17 protein-coding genes are annotated in these 16718 nt (G+C 73.0%); 6 read left to right on the top strand and 11 right to left on the bottom strand.

What is annotated here, in order from left to right; genetic code table 11:
- Positions 1-33 precede the first annotated feature (33 nt).
- Positions 34-378, top strand: coding sequence for a hypothetical protein (locus K4B79_RS35845; protein WP_232031604.1), 345 nt, complete (start codon positions 34-36; stop codon positions 376-378).
- 5 nt (positions 379-383) lie between these two features.
- Complete coding sequence (locus K4B79_RS35840; protein ID WP_232031603.1) at positions 384-1295, top strand: hypothetical protein; 912 nt, start codon at positions 384-386, stop codon at positions 1293-1295.
- 33 nt (positions 1296-1328) lie between these two features.
- Here K4B79_RS35840 and K4B79_RS35835 read toward each other — a convergent pair whose 3' ends face one another.
- Positions 1329-1817 carry a GbsR/MarR family transcriptional regulator gene (locus K4B79_RS35835; protein ID WP_232031602.1) on the bottom strand — a complete coding sequence of 163 codons (489 nt, stop codon included), beginning with the start codon at positions 1815-1817 and terminating at the stop codon, positions 1329-1331.
- A 74-nt stretch (positions 1818-1891) separates the two neighbouring features.
- Between K4B79_RS35835 and K4B79_RS35830 the strand changes: the two genes are divergently transcribed.
- From K4B79_RS35830 to K4B79_RS35820, 3 genes are all read left to right on the top strand, one after another.
- Positions 1892-2797, top strand: coding sequence for an ABC transporter ATP-binding protein (locus tag K4B79_RS35830; protein ID WP_232031601.1), 906 nt, complete (start codon positions 1892-1894; stop codon positions 2795-2797).
- A complete protein-coding gene (locus K4B79_RS35825) occupies positions 2794-4377 on the top strand; it encodes an ABC transporter permease (RefSeq protein WP_232031600.1) in 1584 nt (527 codons plus the stop codon). The genes K4B79_RS35830 and K4B79_RS35825 overlap by 4 nt, the downstream gene beginning before the upstream one ends.
- 81 nt (positions 4378-4458) lie before the next feature.
- Positions 4459-4722 carry a hypothetical protein gene (locus tag K4B79_RS35820; RefSeq protein WP_232031599.1) on the top strand — a complete coding sequence of 88 codons (264 nt, stop codon included), beginning with the start codon at positions 4459-4461 and terminating at the stop codon, positions 4720-4722.
- Here K4B79_RS35820 and K4B79_RS35815 read toward each other — a convergent pair.
- The 8 genes from K4B79_RS35815 to K4B79_RS35780 all read right to left on the bottom strand — a co-directional run bounded on the left by K4B79_RS35815 (position 4705) and on the right by K4B79_RS35780 (position 13743).
- A complete protein-coding gene (locus tag K4B79_RS35815) occupies positions 4705-5922 on the bottom strand; it encodes a cytochrome P450 (protein WP_232031598.1) in 1218 nt (405 codons plus the stop codon). The two genes, K4B79_RS35820 and K4B79_RS35815, sit on opposite strands and share 18 nt — an antisense overlap.
- A gap of 63 nt (positions 5923-5985) precedes the next feature.
- Positions 5986-6651 (bottom strand): response regulator, encoded by a 666-nt coding sequence (locus tag K4B79_RS35810; protein ID WP_067437093.1) that lies wholly within the window; start codon positions 6649-6651, stop codon positions 5986-5988.
- Positions 6648-7982 carry a sensor histidine kinase gene (locus tag K4B79_RS35805; RefSeq protein ID WP_232031597.1) on the bottom strand — a complete coding sequence of 445 codons (1335 nt, stop codon included), beginning with the start codon at positions 7980-7982 and terminating at the stop codon, positions 6648-6650. The genes K4B79_RS35810 and K4B79_RS35805 overlap by 4 nt, the downstream gene beginning before the upstream one ends.
- 122 nt (positions 7983-8104) lie before the next feature.
- A complete protein-coding gene (locus K4B79_RS35800) occupies positions 8105-8815 on the bottom strand; it encodes a response regulator (RefSeq protein WP_232031596.1) in 711 nt (236 codons plus the stop codon).
- Complete coding sequence (locus tag K4B79_RS35795) at positions 8812-10227, bottom strand: sensor histidine kinase (protein ID WP_232031595.1); 1416 nt, start codon at positions 10225-10227, stop codon at positions 8812-8814. The genes K4B79_RS35800 and K4B79_RS35795 overlap by 4 nt, the downstream gene beginning before the upstream one ends.
- 10 nt (positions 10228-10237) lie before the next feature.
- Positions 10238-11545, bottom strand: a complete 1308-nt coding sequence (locus K4B79_RS35790) for an acyltransferase family protein (protein ID WP_269464366.1) — start codon at positions 11543-11545, stop codon at positions 10238-10240.
- A 28-nt stretch (positions 11546-11573) separates the two neighbouring features.
- Positions 11574-12599, bottom strand: a complete 1026-nt coding sequence (locus K4B79_RS35785; RefSeq protein WP_232031594.1) for an alpha/beta hydrolase — start codon at positions 12597-12599, stop codon at positions 11574-11576.
- 208 nt (positions 12600-12807) lie between these two features.
- Positions 12808-13743 carry an alpha/beta hydrolase gene (locus K4B79_RS35780; RefSeq protein WP_232031593.1) on the bottom strand — a complete coding sequence of 312 codons (936 nt, stop codon included), beginning with the start codon at positions 13741-13743 and terminating at the stop codon, positions 12808-12810.
- A 202-nt stretch (positions 13744-13945) separates the two neighbouring features.
- Between K4B79_RS35780 and K4B79_RS35775 the strand changes: the two genes are divergently transcribed.
- Positions 13946-14554, top strand: coding sequence for a TetR/AcrR family transcriptional regulator (locus K4B79_RS35775; RefSeq protein ID WP_232031592.1), 609 nt, complete (start codon positions 13946-13948; stop codon positions 14552-14554).
- A 26-nt stretch (positions 14555-14580) separates the two neighbouring features.
- On the opposite strand, the gene kynU is transcribed toward K4B79_RS35775, so the two are convergent.
- Together kynU and K4B79_RS35765 are read right to left on the bottom strand one after the other, a co-directional pair.
- Positions 14581-15795 (bottom strand): kynureninase, encoded by a 1215-nt coding sequence (gene kynU, locus K4B79_RS35770; RefSeq protein WP_232031591.1) that lies wholly within the window; start codon positions 15793-15795, stop codon positions 14581-14583.
- Entirely contained in the window at positions 15788-16630 is an 843-nt protein-coding gene (locus K4B79_RS35765) for a tryptophan 2,3-dioxygenase family protein (RefSeq protein ID WP_232031590.1), read from the bottom strand. Before K4B79_RS35765 ends, kynU begins: the two co-directional genes overlap by 8 nt.
- Between the last annotated feature and the right edge of the window lie 88 nt (positions 16631-16718).

Below are 16718 nucleotides of genomic sequence, written 5' to 3'. Positions count from 1 at the left end.
ACTATCGGCCAACTGACGGAAAAGGGAGGCCTGGTGGACGCCGAACGATCGGCCCTGACCACGTTGTGCCAGGAGTTCGAGGCGCTGATCGGCGAGACCAGGCTCCACTCCGCGGCACGTCAGGAACTGCTGGAGCGGATCGCGGCCGAGGCGCGGGCCCGGCGCCCGGTGCTCGCCCTGCTGGGCCAGTTGCTGAACGCCGACCGTGACACCACCCTGCGCACGCTCGCGACGGCACTGCCGGGGGCCGGGCCGGGTACCGCCCGCCGGGAGACCTTCCGCTGCCCGGACGGTGCCTGTGACCGGACGGCGGTTCCGCCCCCGGCGGGCGCGCTCCCGCACTGCGCCGTCCTGGGCCGGCTCATGGAACGGGGGTAGCGCGGGTGGGTGGTTTCTTCCAGCAGTTGGCCAAGGCGCTGGCCGACCGGTGGATCAGCCTGCTCGTGCTGCCCGGCGCGTTCTTCCTCGGCGCGGTGTGGCTGTCCGTCACCCTCGGCCATGCCGACGCGTGGAACCTCGCGCTGCTGACCCGGCGGGCCGACACCACCGCCACCTCGATCGCCGGCCTGTCGAGCGGGGCGCAGGCGCTCCTCGCCGTGGCCGTCCTGGCGGGCGCCTCCGGCGTCGGCTTCGTCGTGCAGACGCTGGCCGGGGCCACCCGGCGCGTCTGGCTGGGGCCGTGGCCCCGCCCCTTCGCCCCGCTCGCGGCGGCGCGTACGGCCCGCCGGCGTGCGCGGTGGCACCGGCTCGTGGAGGAACGCCGGGCGCTGGAGGATGCGAGCCCGGCCCGCCGCACCCGCGAGCAGCAGGACCGGATCGACACCGCGGCCCACCGCGTCACCCGGCTGGCCATGGCCGAACCGGGCAGGCCGACCTGGATGGGCGACCGGGTCCACGCCGTGGAGTCGATCGCGCACCACCGCTACGGACTCGACCTGGCCTACGGCTGGTCCCGGCTGTGGCTGGTCCTGCCCGACGCCGCGCGGGCCGAACTCACCGCCGCGCACACGGCGTTCGCCGCCGCGGTCGCCACCGGGACCTGGGCCGTGCCCTACCTCCTGCTCACCGCGGTGTGGTGGCCCGCGCTGCTGGTCGCCGCGGGCATCGGCCTGACCGGCTGGGCCCGCGCCCGCGCCGCCGTCGCCGACCTCACCACCCTGACCGAGGCCACCCTCGACCTGCACGGCCGCACGCTGGCCGCCGCACTGGGAATCGGCGACCCCACGGAGGCGACCGGCCCGCTCACGATCGGCGAGGGCGAACGCGTCACCGACCTCGTCCGCAAGGGCCGTTAGCCGCCACGGCCTCCGCCTCCGTCCCTGGTGGCCCTAGTCGCCGAAGAGCTTCTGCCGGTGTGTTCGCCAGCGTTCCATCATCTCCGCGACCTCGCCCTGGATGAACTCGAAGAAGGCCAGCGTCTCGGCCATGCGGCGCCCCGCCGGGGTGTCGGCCCCGAGGCTGCTGACGCCTTCGCGCAGGGCGACCTCCCACCGTTTGATGATCGCCTCACGGTTGGTGAGCGCCTCGTACCACTGATCGCCGTGCACCCGGTACCGCTCACGCCGTGAGCCGGGTTCCCGCTCGCGCGAGACCATGTGCACCTGGGACAGATAGCGCACCGCGCCGGAGACGGCGGCGGGGCTGATCTTCAGCTGCTCGCCCAGCTCGGCGGAGGTCATCACGCCCTCGTCGGAGGAGAGCAGGGCGGCGAAGACCCGTGCGGACATGCGCTGCATCCCGGCCTCGACGAGCTGTGCGGCGAAGCTCTCCACGAACTTCGCGACCGCCTCCTGATCACGCCCCATCGCATCCGCCATGGTCACCACCCTAACCGGGCTTTTAGCACTTCCTTAACTTCACAAATTTCTGAAAGAAGCGTACGTTCTGAAACATGACGAAGGCAATCACCGTCTCCGGACTCCACAAGACGTTCGGCAGCACCCACGCCCTGGACGGCCTCGACCTGGAGGTGGAGACCGGCGAGGTGCACGGCTTCCTCGGCCCGAACGGCGCCGGCAAGTCCACCGCCATCCGCGTCCTGCTCGGCCTGCTGCGCGCGGACTCGGGCGCGGCCCAGGTGCTCGGCCGCGACCCGTGGACGGACGCGGTGGAGGTGCACCGCCGGATCGCGTACGTCCCCGGCGACGTCACGCTGTGGCGCAACCTCTCCGGCGGCGAGGTCATCGACCTCTACGGCCGGCTGCGCGGCGGGCTCGACACCGGGCGCCGCGCCGAACTGATCGAGCGGTTCGAACTGGACCCGACGAAGAAGGGCCGCACGTACTCGAAGGGCAACCGGCAGAAGGTCGCCCTGGTCGCCGCGTTCGCCTCCGACGTCGACCTGCTGATCCTGGACGAGCCGACCTCCGGCCTGGACCCGTTGATGGAGGAGGTCTTCCAGCGCTGCGTGGAGGAGGAGCGCGACCGCGGCCGGACGGTCCTGCTCTCGTCCCACATCCTCAGCGAGGTCGAGGAGCTCTGCGACCGCGTCAGCATCATCCGCAAGGGGCACACCGTCGAGACCGGCTCGCTCGCCGACCTGCGCCACCTCACCCGCACCAGCGTCACCGCCGAACTCGCGGGCCCGCCCAACGGGTTGACGCACCTGCCCGGCGTGCACGACCTCGACGTCCAGGGCCACCGGGTGCGGCTCCAGGTCGACACCGACAAACTCGACGCCGTACTGCGGTCGTTGACCGACTCGGGCGTGCGGTCGCTGACCTCGACGCCCCCCACGCTGGAGGAGCTCTTCCTGCGGCACTACCAGGAGGACGTGACGCCGGAGGCGGCCCGATGACCACCCTCGCCGCACCCCAGCTCACCGGCACCGGAACCCTGTTGAGGTTCGCCCTGCGCCGCGACCGGCTGATGGTCCCGGTGTGGGTCGCGGTCAACGCGCTCATGGTGCTCTCCATGCCGAACAGCCTGAAGAGCCTGTACGACACCCCGGCCGACCGCGCCGACCTGCTGCGCCAGATGGAGACCAACTCCTCCCTGCGCGCCCTGATCGGCCCGGTCTTCGACGACTCCCTCGGCGCCCTGACCGCCTGGCGCGTCGGCGTGTACGCGGGCGCGCTGGCGGCCGTGATGAGCCTGATCGTCGTCGTACGGCACACCCGCGACGAGGAGGAGAGCGGCCGGCAGGAGCTGGTGGCCTCGGGGATGGTGGGCCGCCGGGCGTCCCTGACGGCGGCACTGCTGACGGCGCTGGTCGCGAACGCGGCCCTGGCCCTGCTGGTGACGGCCGGCCTGGCCGGACAGGGCGCCACGGGCGCGCTGGCGCTCGGACTGGGCATCGGCGGCGTCGGGCTCGTCTTCGCCACGATGGCCGCGATCGTCGCCCAGCTCACCGAGAGCGCCCGCCTCGCCCGCGGTCTGACGGCCGCCGTGCTGGGCGCAGCCTTCGTGCTGCGCGCGGCCGGCGACTCGGCGACCGACGACGGCTCCTCGGTGCTGACCTGGCTCTCGCCGCTCGGCTGGCTGGAGAACCTGCGGTCGTTCGCGGACGAACGCTGGTGGGTCCTGCTGCTGTTCCTCACGGCGGCGGCCCTCCAGGGCACGGCGGCCTACGTGCTCGCCGGGCGCCGGGACGTGGGCATGAGCTTCCTGCCGACCCGGCCGGGCCCCGCCGCCGGCCGCCTGGCGTCGGCGAGCGCACTGGCCTGGCGGCTCCAGCGCGGCAGCGTGCTGGGCTGGTCCATCGGCTTCCTCCTCGCCGGACTCGTGTACGGCGGGATGACCGACGGCGTGGCCGACTTCGTCGGTGACAACGACAACGCCCGCGAGATCTTCGAGCGGATGGGCGGCCAGTCCGGCATCACCGACGCCTTCCTCGCCTCGATGGTCGGCATGCTCGGCCTGATCGCCGCCCTCTACATCGTCTCCTCGGTGCTCCGCCTGCACGGCGAGGAGACCTCGGGCCGGGCCGAACCGGTGCTGGCCAACGCCGTGGGACGGCTGCGCTGGGCCGCGGGCCATCTGGTGATCGCCTTCGGCGGCGCCGCGCTGATCATGCTGCTCGCCGGTCTGGGCTTCGCCGTCGGCCACGGCAAGCAGGCCGGGCCGATCCTGGGCGCCTGTCTCGTGCAGGTGGCCGCGGTCTGGGTGGTCGGCGGTCTGACGGTCCTGCTGCACGGCCTCGCCCCACGCGCGGCCGTGGCGGCCTGGGGAGTCGCCGGGGCGATCCTGCTGATCGGCTGGGTCGGCCCCGCGCTGGACGCCCCGCAGGTGCTCCTCGACCTCTCCCCCTTCGGCCACCTCCCGAAGCTGCCCGGCGGCCAGATGGAGTGGGGGCCGGTCCTGACCCTGCTCCTGCTGGCGGCCGCGATGACCGCGGCTGGGCTGGCGGGACTGCGGCGGCGGGACCTGTCGACCTGACCGGTGCCTTGCCCCTCCCGGGCGGCCGGGTGGCGGACTCCTGTGCGAACCGGGGAGGGGCGGGGCGCGTCCCTTGAGGGCATGAGACGGAACGCGGTGACATTCGGGGGCTGCGCCCTGTCGCTCGTCGGGGCGCTGACCGCCCCGCTCCTGTGGCTCGACACCGACCGCACCCGGATCCACCTCGGCCGCGGCTTCGAGGGCGAGGGCACCGACTACATCGTCCTGCTCACCGAGCTGCCCCTCGTCGTGCTCACCGGGGCCGCCCTGCCGCTCCTGGCCTGCGCGCTGCTCAACCGGCTGCTGGACGGCCGCCGCGACCGCGCCTCAGACCGTCACCGGTAGCCCCTCCAGCCCTCGGATCACGAAGTTCGGCTTGCGCACCGGCTCCGCCGCCGGGCTCAGCGTCGGGGCCTTCTCCAGCAACGCCGTCATGGAGGCCACGAGTTCGAGACGGGCCAGCGGGGCGCCGATGCAGTAGTGGATGCCCGCGCTGAAGGAAATGTGGGGGTTGTCCGCACGGGTCAGATCGAGACGGCCGGGGTTCCGGAAGACCTCGGGGTCGTGGTTGGCGGAGCCGAAGAGCAGGGCGATCTCCGCGCCCCTCGGGATCGTGGTGCCGGCGACCTCGATGTCGTCCAGGACCCAGCGCTCGAAGAGCTGGAGCGGGGTGTCGTAGCGCATCAGCTCCTCCACGGCGGAGGGGACGAGCGTGTGGTCCGCGCGCAGGGCCGCCAGCTGGTCCGGGTCGCGGAACAGGGCCCACCAGCCGTTGACCGTGGCGTTCACGGTGGCCTCGTGGCCCGCGTTCAGCAGCAGCACACAGGTCGAGATCATCTCCTGCTCGGTGAGACGGTCGCCCTCGTCGTGGGCGGCGATCAGGCCCGAGACCAGGTCGTCGCCGGGCTCCTTGCGGCGCTCGGCGATCAACTCACGGAGGTAGTCGGAGAACTCGACCGAGGCACGGACCGCCCTCGCGGCCACCTCCTCGGGCGGGTTCAGCTCGTACATCCCGCAGATGTCCGCCGACCAGGGCCGCAGCGGCGCCCGGTCCGCCTCGGGGATACCGAGCATCTCGGCGATGACGGCCACCGGCAGCGGCTCGGCGACATCCGTCAGCAGATCACCGCCGCCCCGGGCGACCAGCGCCGCCACCAGCTCGTCCGCCAGACCGCGCACATACGGCCGAAGCCCCTCCACCGTGCGCGGCGTGAACGCCTTCGACACCAGCCGCCTGATCCGCGTGTGGTCCGGCGGCTCCAGGTCGAGCATCCCGTGGTCGTTGAGCACATGGAACGGCTCCTGCTCCGGCGGCGGGGCCGTCCGTCCGAAGTCCTCGTGCGTGAAGCGGTGCTGGTACGTCCGCCCCAGCCGCCGGTCGCGCAGCAGCGCCGAGACGTCCGCGTGGTGCGGGACCAGCCACTGGTTCGTCGGCTCGTAGTAGTGCACCCGGCCGCGCGCACGCAGCTCGGCGTAGGCGGGATACGGGTCGGCGACGAACGCCGGGTCCCACGGGTCGAAGGCGAGGTCGGGAGCAGCTGCCATGCAGGGACGTTAACCGGCGGATCCGTCCCTGACCAGGGGTGTCCCGCCGCCGCCCGGCCGGTCTCAGCCCGGTGTGACGAGCCGCGCCTCGTAGGCGAACACCGCCGCCTGCGTACGGTCCCGCAGACCCAGCTTCACCAGGATCCGGCTCACATGGGTCTTGATCGTCGACTCGGCGACCACCAGCCGCTCCGCGATCTCCGAGTTCGACAGCCCCTGCGCGATCAGCACCAGCACCTCCGTCTCGCGGTCCGTCAGATCGCCGTACGCCGCCTGCGCCGAGGGCGCGAGACGCGGGGCCTGGGACAGTTTGGAGAACTCGGTGATCAGCCGCCTGGTGACGGAGGGGGCGAGCAGCGCCTCCCCGGAGGCCACCACCCTGACCCCGTCGGCGAGTTGACGCGCCGAGGCGTCCTTCAGCAGGAACCCGGAGGCCCCCGCCCGCAGCGCCTGGTACACGTACTCGTCGAGGTCGAACGTGGTCAGCACCAGCACCTTGGCCGCGCCGTCCGCGGCGACGATCTCCCGGGTCGCCTCGATGCCGTTCAGCTCGGGCATACGGATGTCCATCAGCACGACGTCCGGGGCGAGTTCACGGACCCGGTCCACCGCCTCCCGGCCGTTGACGGCCTCGCCGACCACCTCGATGTCCGGCATCGCGTTCAGCAGGACCGAGAAGCCCTCGCGCACCATCATCTGGTCGTCCGCGACCAGGACACGGATGGTCATGCCCCGTCCTCGCTCGCCGCGGGCACGGGCAGGAACACCGTCACCTCGTAGCCTCCCTCGTCCGTCGCGCCCGCCGTCATCTCGCCGTTCAGCATGGAGACGCGCTCCCGCATCCCGGTGATGCCGTGCCCGGCACCGGGCGAGGGCTTCACCAGCGACAGCTCGGGCGGCGCGCCGTTGACTATGCGCAGGCCCAGGCCGCCGAGGACGTACCCGATCTCCACGCGGGCGCTCGCCCCGGGCGCGTGCCGCAGGGTGTTGCTCAGCGCCTCCTGCACGATCCGGTACGCCGACAGCTCCACGCCCTGCGGCAGCTCACGCACCGCCCCGGTGACCGTCTTGTCCACGCTCAGTCCCGCGTCCCGCACATTGGCGAGCAGCCCGTCGAGGTCGGCGAGGGTGGGCTGCGGGGCGTCCGGCGCCTCGTAGTCCTCGGCGCGGACCACGCCCAGGACCCGGCGCAGCTCAGTCAGGGCCGCGACCGCGTTCTCCCGGATGGTGACGAAGGCGCGCTCCAGCTCCGGCGGCGGGTTCTCCACCCGGTAGGGGGCGGCCTCCGCCTGGATCGCGACGACCGACATGTGGTGCGCGACCACGTCGTGCAGCTCCCGGGCGATCGTGGTGCGCTCCTCCAGGAGCGTGCGGCGCGAGCGCTCGTACGCCGTCACCGTCTCCTGGGCGGTCACCTTCTGCTCGGCCTCGCGGCGGATGTGCCAGACGGAGACGCCGAGCAGCACCAGCGCGGAGACGACCAGCATGGGACCGGTGTTGGTGCTGTAGTGCTGCGAGCCGAACAAGGTGTCCGCCACGATGCCGAAGGCGGCCGTCACCACCCACATCCACGCGGCCGTGCGCCGCCGGGTGCGCAGGGCGACGACGGTCAGCACCGTCAGATGGCAGGCGAAGCTGCCGGGCAGCCACGGCCACTCGCCCCACTGGTCGCCGAACGGGAGGGCGAACGGGGTGGCCGCCATGGACAGCCAGAACGCTCCGACCGGCCGGACCATGGTCACCAGGATCGGGATCACGGTGAGCGGCCCGAGCACCAGGGCCAGCCCTTGGTCGACGGTGCCTATGGCCAGCGCTATCAGGGCGGCCAGGACGATCATCGCGTGCGGAGTCCAGGCCGCGTACTCCCGCAGCCGGCCGGGCAGCCGTCGGGAGAGGGGGCCGTCGGTGCGCATGTGCGACAGCGGGCGGTAGGCGAAGGCGTCGTGGATCAGGTCCTGCCGCAGCCCGCGCAGGGCGTCCGCGGCCAGCCGGAACTCCGGGCTGCGCTGCTTGGCCCCGTCCCCCGGGGGTGTCAGATGCGTCTGGGTCGTCTCGGTCACATACAGAACGGTAGGCGTAGGCCGGGGTCGCGGTCGTCCCCAGTGAGAGGGGTTCGTCGGCGTCCCTCTCAGGTACTACGGGTCATGCCCGCGGGTCCGCGCCCCGCCGTCAGTACCCCCGTTCAGTACCCCGAGGGCCGCACCAGCCCCGATTCGTAGGCGAACACCGCCGCCTGCGTACGGTCCCGCAGACCCAGCTTGACCAGGATGCGGCCCACATGGGTCTTCACCGTCTGCTCGGCGACCACCAGCCGCTCCGCGATCTCCGCGTTGGACAGGCCCTGGGCGATCAGCGCGAGCACCTCCGTCTCGCGCTCGGTCAGGCCGCCGACGCGCTCCTTGAGCGGGGCGCGGGGCCGGTCGCCGAGCCGGGAGAACTCGGCGATCAGCCGGCGGGTGATACCGGGCGCGAGGAGCGCGTCCCCGGCCGCCACCACCCGCACCGCCTCGGCGAGCTGGTCCGCGGAGGCGTCCTTCAGCAGGAACCCGGACGCCCCGGCCCGCAGCGCCTCGTACACGTACTCGTCCAGGTCGAAGGTGGTCAGTACCAGCACCCTGATGTCCGGGCGTTCACCGGTGATGCGGCGGGTGGCCTCGATGCCGCCCAGCTCGGGCATGCGGATGTCCATGAGGACGACGTCCGGCACGAGTTCGTCGACCTTGGCGATGGCGTCGAGTCCGTCCACCGCCTGCCCGACCACGTCGATGTCGGGCTGGGTGTTGAGCAGCACGGTGAAGCCCTGCCGGACCATCTGCTGGTCGTCGGCGATGAGAACCCGGATGGATCCGCCGGTTCCGCCGGTGTCATGGGTGCCGTGGGTGCCGCTCGTCATGCGGTGTCGTCCTTCGGATCGGTGGGAGGGCGGGTGGTCGGGCCGACGGCCGGTGCGGAGGCCGGATCCGGTGTGCGGAGCGCGCCGTCGCCGTCCGGGAGGTCGGCGGGCGTGGGGACCGGTATGTACGCGACCACCTCGTAACCGCCGCCGGACCGCGGCCCCGCGGCCAGGGAGCCACCGAGCATCATCGCCCGCTCCCGCATGCCGAGCAGCCCGTGCCCCGCACCCGGGGAGGGCGGCACCCGCCGTCTGGGCCGCGAGTTGCTGACCTTCACGTCCAGCCCGAACCGGTGATGGACGAGGACGACGGTGACGGTCGCCCCGGGCGCGTGCCGCAGGACGTTGCTCAGCGCCTCCTGCACGATCCGGTACGCCGACAGCTCCACGCCGGGCGGCAGCGGCCGCCGCTCGCCCTTGACCTGCACGTTCACCGTGAGGCCCGCGGCCCGGGTGTTCTCCACCAGCGTGTCGATCCGGTCGAGGGTGGGCTGCGGGGCGTGCAGGGCGCCACCGTCCGGCGCGTCGGGGTCGTCCGGACCGTCGGGGTGCTCGGCGCGCAGCACACCCAGGACCCGGCGCAGTTCACCCAGTGCCTCCAGGGCGTTCTGCCGGATGCCGGCGAGGTTCTCCTTCAGCTCCTCCGGGGGGTCCTTGACGAGGTGCGGGGCGACCTGGGCCTGGATCGAGATGACCGACATGTGGTGGGCCACCACGTCGTGCAGCTCGCGCGCGATGCGGCTGCGCTCCTCCAGCAGGGTGCGCCGGGCGCGCTCCTCGGCGGTGAGGGTGGTCTGCCGGCCCAGTTCCGCACGGGCCTCGCGGCGGCCGCGCAGGGCCATGCCCAGCACCACGACGATGGCGGAGAGACAGACCGTGAGGACGCTGCTGGACCCGTAGTGGGAGTTTCCCCACACCCCCTCGACGAGCCAGGTGGCCAGCCCGGTCAGCACCAGTGCCTCGGCGGAGACCCGGGTGGGCACCCGGAGCGCGAGCAACAGCAGCACCAACAGGTGGGCGATGATCCCGGCCGCGGTCCAGGGCCAGACGAACCGGCCCGCCACGTCCGGACCCAGCTCGGCGCGCAGCAAGAGGGCCCCGACCACGCTGCCCGCCATCGACAGCCACCACGCCGGGACGGGCCGCCACAGGGCGAGCACCGTCGCGCCGCCCTGGGCGACGGCGATCGTGAAGGCGGCCCCGAAACCCAGGTGGCCGTTGTCCTGGAGCTGGGGCAGACCGCCGAGCATGATTCCCAGCGCGGCCAGACACACCACCCCGTGCGGCAGCCAGCGCAGCCATACCGAGGGCGGCAGCGGGTCCACCCGGAGCGTGCACAGGTCGTCCCGCAGCACCCGCAACCCCGCCCGCACGCGCCGCACGATCACGCGTCGGCTCCCCGTCTCCGTCACGCCGCCAACCCTAGGCACCACGCACCGCTTTCGCTTCCCCGGTGCGCGGGCCGCGGTGGACGCGGACCACCCGGGACGGCCGCTTCCCGCTCCGCCGGGGACCGTGCTCGTAAGACCTGAAGGCCGCCCAGCAGACGGCCAGGGCGAAAGTGAGGACCGGCAGCCAGGCCAGGCGGGCCGCCACCCAGTCCAGCCCGTCGGGCCGCGTGTGCAGCCCCGGCAGGCGGCCGGCGAGGAGACCGGTGGCCGTGGTCGCCATCAGGGCCGTCTGGTGCCACAGGAAGATCGTCATCGCGGAGAGGTTGACCAGCGCCACCGCCGCCCACGCCAGGGGCCGCCGCATCGCACCGCGCAGCCGATCGCGCAGCAGCAGCGCGAGACCGCACTGGGCCAGTCCGAAGGTGACGGCGGCCAGCGTCGGCGGGTTCAGGTTGGAGACCCCCGCCCCGGGGACGCCGACCATCGACGCCGGATATCCGGCGAAGGCGACCAGCACCGCCGTGGCCACCGTCCCGCCGACGAGCAGCACCCGGCCCGCATGCCGGCTCTCCAGCTCGCCCCGGGTCCAGGCGGCACCCAGGGTGTACGGCACCAGCCAGCCGGCCGCCAGGTTCACCCAGCCGAGCCAGGACGGACCGCCCAGACCGAAGCGGAACAGGTCCACGTACAGCACGACGGCCAGCGGCCAGAGCGGGTGGAGGCGGAGCAGGAGCGGGGTCGCCGCGGTCAGGGCGGCGAAGACCAGCAGGAACCACAGCGGGGACAGGGCCAGCTTGACCAGCGTGTGCACCGTCGCCATCTCGGCGCCCGTGAGGAGCAGGGCCCCGGCGGCCACCGTCCACAGGACCAGCAGGGCGGCCACGGGTCTGAACAGCCGGGACAGCCGGGCGGTCAGCCACTGTCCGTACGTCGTGCCGCGAGCACGCGCCGAGGCGTAGCCGCGCGTCGCCACATGGCCGCCGACGAGGAAGAACACCGCCAGCGTCTGGAAGACCCAGGAGATCGGGGCCAGCCAGGGCATGTGCTGGAGCGGGCTCGCGGTGCGCAGCGCGCCGCCGTCGGCGACCAGCGCGGTCACCAGCCAGTGCCCGAGCACCACCCCGAGGATCGCGACGGCCCGCAGCGCGTCGACCGCGCGGTCCCGCTCGGCCGGGGTGGCGGCATCGACCCGGCCGGCACGCCGCCGTATCTCCTGCCACGCACCCCGGCGTATGCCGTGCCGAGCCGAGCGCGGAGCCGCCGTGTCACGCACCGGCGCTGTCGTCCCGCCTGTGGCCACGGGCGATGCTGCCTTGCCCTTGGCTGCGGGCGAGGCCATCTCACCTCTGGCTGCGGGCGCTGTCGTCTCACGCACGGGTGACCTCCGAGGTCTCGCCGAGGACGATCCGGGCCAGGTTGGTCAGGGAGACCGAGCCCGGTGTGAAGTAGTCGCTGTGGCCGCCGTCACCGGCGGCGAAGACATCGGCGCCGAAGGCCGGGGAGACGGGGTCGGTGCCGAAGCCGACGGTCGTGCCGAACAGGTCGGCCTCGACATGCGGCACCTCCCCCACCCAGTCGTCGGAGCCGCGCGCCGCCCAGACGCGGGCCCGGGTGTGCAGGCCGGCGACGGTGTCGGCGCCGGTGCCGGGGCTGCCCACCAGGGCGAGGTCGTCCACGTCCAGGCCGCCGGCGGCACGGGCGCAGACGACCGTGCCGTAGGAGTGGCAGACCAAAGACAGCCGGGCCTCGCCGCCGACCAGGGCGTGCAGTTGCCGGACGAACTCCCGCAGTCGCGGGGCGGCCTGCTCGGCCCGGTCCGGGGTGAGGACGGTCGTGCTGACGGTGCCCGGTGTCTCGTAGCCGAGCCAGGCCACGACCGCCGTACGCGGACCGGAGCCGGTGTCGCCGCTCGCGAGGGTCTGCCGTCTCAGCTCGTCCCGCAGATGGGCCGCCGTGGCGCGGAAGCGGTCGTAGGTGTCGAGGGAGGTGTCCGAACCGGGGACCAGGACGGCGACGCGGTCGGCGTGGGCCAGGTCGCCGAAGACCTCGGCGGCCCGGCCGGAGCCCCGGCCGTCGAAGGTGAGGAAACGACGCGCGGGATCCGCCATGGCCCGGTCCGCCGCGGCACGCCCACGGTCGCCGTGGGCGTCGGCCATCCGGGCCGCCTCGGCCGCGTTGGCCCGGTTGGCCGCGTACGTCTCGTCGAGCGTGGCCACGGTGACGTGACCGGAGACGGCGGGCGCCGGGGCGGGAATCTCAGGCCGCGCGGCGGCGGAGAGAGGCACCACGACGGCGGCGGCGACGACGGCCGCGAGCACGCCCCGACGCCATCTGCGGACACGGCGCGGTCCTGCTCCGCCGTGCTCCTCCCGTACCCGCTCGCCAAGCCCCACGGTCGTCTCCCCTTCCAGTCCGCCCGGCCATCGGGCTTGTCTGGATGGGAAGTTACGGATCCGCGCACGTCGTCCGCGTCCCACCGGGGAGCTCACCTGCGCCGTAGCTCTCAGGTACTACGGGTACGACCGGGACCGTCCCGGCAGAGGCCTCACCCCGCCGATCTCAGGACGCCGATCTCACGACGCCGGTCTCATCCCGCCGGTCTCACCACGCCAGTTGGGCGATCTCCTCCGCCACCACCGCACACGCGTCCGCCGCCGGATCGATCAGCGGGAAGTGGCCGACGTCCTCCAGCAGGGTCAGCCCCACGACCTCGCCCGCCTTGGCCGCCGCGTCCGCGTACGACTCGGCGACCGCCTGCGGGACGACCAGGTCGGAACGGCCCTGGACGAGGGTCGTGGCGATACCGGTGGGGAGCAGCAGGACCGGATCGGCGTACGGCCGACGCTCGGCGAAGTGGTCGTCCCCGCCCAGGAGTTGGCGACTGGCACCCCCGCACACGTCGAGTTTCTCGGCGACCGCGAAGTCGGCGATCGGGGCGAGCGCGACCACGCCGCGCAGCGGGGCCGGACGGTCGAGGTACCAGGGGGCGTCGGCGGGCAGCAGATGCCGGGCGGCGGCCCACAGGGCGAGATGCCCGCCGGCCGAGTGCCCGGTGACGACCATGCGGCGGGGGTCGGCCTGCGGAACGGCCTCACGCACGAGCGCGGGCAGCGCGTCCAGCGCGGCGGCCACGTCGTCGAAGGTCTCCGGCCACCGCCCGGCCACCGGACTCGCACCCGTATCCGCCGAATCACCACCGACGGCACCAGCACCCCCGCCGCCGACCCCGTCCCCACCCCGCCGATACTCCACACTCGCCACCGCGAACCCCCGCCGCGCCAGCCACCCCGCGAACGGCGACACATACCCCCGGTCGTACGGCGCCCGCCACGCACCCCCGTGCAGGACGACGACCAGCGGAGCGAGACCGCCCGGCCCGGCCTCGCCGTGCGGGGCGTAGAAGTCGATCACCTGATCGGGATGATCGCCGTACGCCACGCTGGCGTCGGGGTCGACCGCGGGATGCGAGAAGGCCGACTCCTCTTCGGCGGCGGCACGGGCGGATACGGCCTCGCGCACTACGGCGTCGTCCGGCATGTCCAACCTCTCAACCTCTCAGCGTCGAAACGGATTTGGCAGGCCGGGAAGGGTCCCCCGGAGGATTTCGGCCGCTGGCGGGGACGGTACCAGGCCCATGACGTGCACGGACACGGGGATGTCACGCTCGGTGAGGAGTAAACGGTTCTTCAGTTTCGTTACGCTGGCCGCCGCCCGACCCGACAGCCCCAAGGAGGCCGATATGTCCGCAGAACCCGGCACCGTGCGTCCCGGAGGGCGTACGGCCCGTGTCCGCGCGGCCGTGCTGCGGGCGGCGGGAGACGTCCTCGCGGAGCGGGGCTTCGCGCATCTCGACCTGGCGGACGTGGCCCGCCGGGCGGAGGTCGGCAAGACGACCGTGTACCGGCGCTGGGGGACGGTGACCGCCCTGGTCGCCGACCTGCTCGTGGACATGGCGGAGCAGTCCCCGCCGTACGAGGAGACGGGCTCCGTCCTCGGCGACCTGACGGCCCACGCCCACCTGGTACGACGCACTCTCGCCGACCCCCGCCGGAGCGCGCTGCTCCGCGCGGTCATCGCGGCGGCGGCCTGCGACGAGCGCACCGCCGAGGCCCTGCGGCGCTGCCACGACATCCGGGACGCCGAGTGGGCACCCTGTGTGCAACAAGGCGTAAAACGAGGGGAGTTACCCCTCGGAACGGACCCGCAGGAGGTAGTGCGGGCGGTCTCGGCGCCCCTGTACCACGCCCTGCTCACCACCGGCACGCCCCCGACCCCCGCCGCAGCGGACCGGGCGGCCCGCGCCGCCTTCGCCGCCGCGACAGCGGGGGTCTACGTCCGCGTCCGCTAGCGCTCAGCCGGCCCCTCCCCCAGCACCTACCTCAGCACCTCCCCCAACACCCGCGCCGCCCGCTCCACATCGCCGAACCCGACGTACAACGGCGTGAAGCCGAAGCGCAGGACGTCCGGGTGCCGGAAATCGCCCACCACACCGCGCTCGATCAGCTTCTTCATGACATCCCCGGCGTCGTCGCAGCGCAGCGCGATCTGGCTGCCGCGCTCCCGGTGGGCCACCGGGGTCACCAACTCCACGCGCCCCTCGGGCACATGGGCCGCCACGCACTCCACGAAGAAATCCGTCAGGGCGAGGGACTTGGCCCGTACGGACTCGATCGACACCCCGTCCCACACGTCGAGGGCCGCCTCCAGGGCCAGCATGGAGAGGATGTCGGGCGTACCGACCCGCCCCCGGAGCGCGCCCGCCGCGGGTTCGTAGTCGGGCCGCATGCCGAAGGGCTCGGCATGCGAGTTCCACCCGGGCAACGGGGAGTCGAACCGGTCCTGCAGCTCGCGCCGCACATACAGGTAGGCCGGTGACCCCGGCCCGCCGTTGAGGTACTTGTAGGTGCAGCCGACGGCCAGATCGACGCCGTGCGCGTCGAGCCCGACCGGCAGGGCGCCCGCACTGTGGCACAGGTCCCAGACCACGACCGCGCCCGCCGCGTGCACGGCGTCCGTCAGCGCGGGCAGGTCGTGCAGCCGCCCGGAGCGGTAGTCGACGTGGTTCAGCAGCACGGCGGCGGTCCGCGCGCCCAGCACCTCCGGCACCCGCTCCGGAGTGACCGGCCGCAGCGTGCAGCCGGTCAGCCGGGCGGCGGACTCGGCGATGTAACCGTCCGTGGGAAAGGTAGTGGCATCAACTACAAGCTCGTCCCGCACAGAACCAGAACCAGAACCGGAACCGGAACCCAGCCGGGCCAACCGCACAGCCCCCACAAGCGCCTTGAAGACATTGACACTCGTCGAGTCCCCGACCACGACCTGCCCGACCCCGGCCCCCACCAGCGGAGCGATCCGGTCACCGATCCGCTCGGGCGCGGTCCACCACCCACTCTCCTCCCAGGACCGGATCCTCAGCTCACCCCACTGCCGCCGTACGACATCGTCGACGCGCCCCGGGACGGAAGCCGGCAGCGCGCCCAGCGAGTTCCCGTCCAGGTACACGACGTCATCGAGGACGAACCGCGAACGCACGCCCGCTAGCCCGTCCCCCGCATCCAACTCCCCCGCTTTGAAAGCAAGTTCAGACATGGGACCGCGCCGTCCACAGCTCGGGGAAGACGTTCTTGCCGGCCCGCTTCTCCAGCCAGGCCACCCCGGCGGAGCCGCCCGTGCCGGCCTTGGCGCCCATGGCCCGACGGGTGGCGACCAGGTGGTCGTTGCGCCAGCGCCACACCAGCTCGGCCACGTCGGTCAACGCCTCGCCGAGCCGGGCGAGTTCGTCGCTCTCGTCACCGGAGTAGAGAGCCGTCCAGACGGCCTCCACCTCCTCGGAGGGCTCGTAGCGCCGCGAGACGTCACGCCCCACCACGGCGTCCGGGATCGCGTGTCCGCGCCGGGCCAGCAGCCGCAGCACCTCGTCGTACAGGCTCGGCTCGTGCAGCGCCTTCTCCAGCTCGGCGTGGACGCGGGGCGCGCCCCGGTGCGGGACCAGCATGGACGCGGACTTGTCGCCGAGCAGGAACTCCATGCGGCGGTACATCGCCGACTGAAAACCCGAGCCTTCCCCGAGCGCACTCCGGTACGAGTTGAACTGGGCCGGGGTGAGCTGCCCGAGCGGCTTCCAGGAGGCGTTGAGCGCCTCCAGCTCCCGCACGGACCGCTTCAGGGCGGCGACCGCGACCGGCACGTCGTCCTCCCGCAGCGCCCGCGCCGCGGTCTCCCACTCGTGGACGATGACGGTGAACCACAGCTCCATCACCTGGGTGGTGACCAGGAAGACCATCTCTCCGGGGTCGTCGGAGAGGGTGTGCTGGAGGTGGGTGAGCACGTCCGCCTTGACGTAGTCCTCGTACGGCGTCGTGCCTTGGAAGTCGAGATGCGGGGTCTCCGGCTCGTGCGCTTCGTGAGCCTCATGGGACGACATCGCTGTCTCCTGATGTGTACTCCGGGTAGCGGTCCGCCCCTGCCGTTACCGACACGGGGGCCCCGGTCCCCGCCGGGCATCTTCTTCG

The organism is Streptomyces lincolnensis (genome assembly GCF_021173675.1).
Lineage (GTDB): Bacteria > Actinomycetota > Actinomycetes > Streptomycetales > Streptomycetaceae > Streptomyces > Streptomyces lincolnensis_B.
The sequence above is the reverse complement of the archived record's forward strand: the minus strand, read 5'-3'. Positions and strand labels throughout refer to the sequence as shown.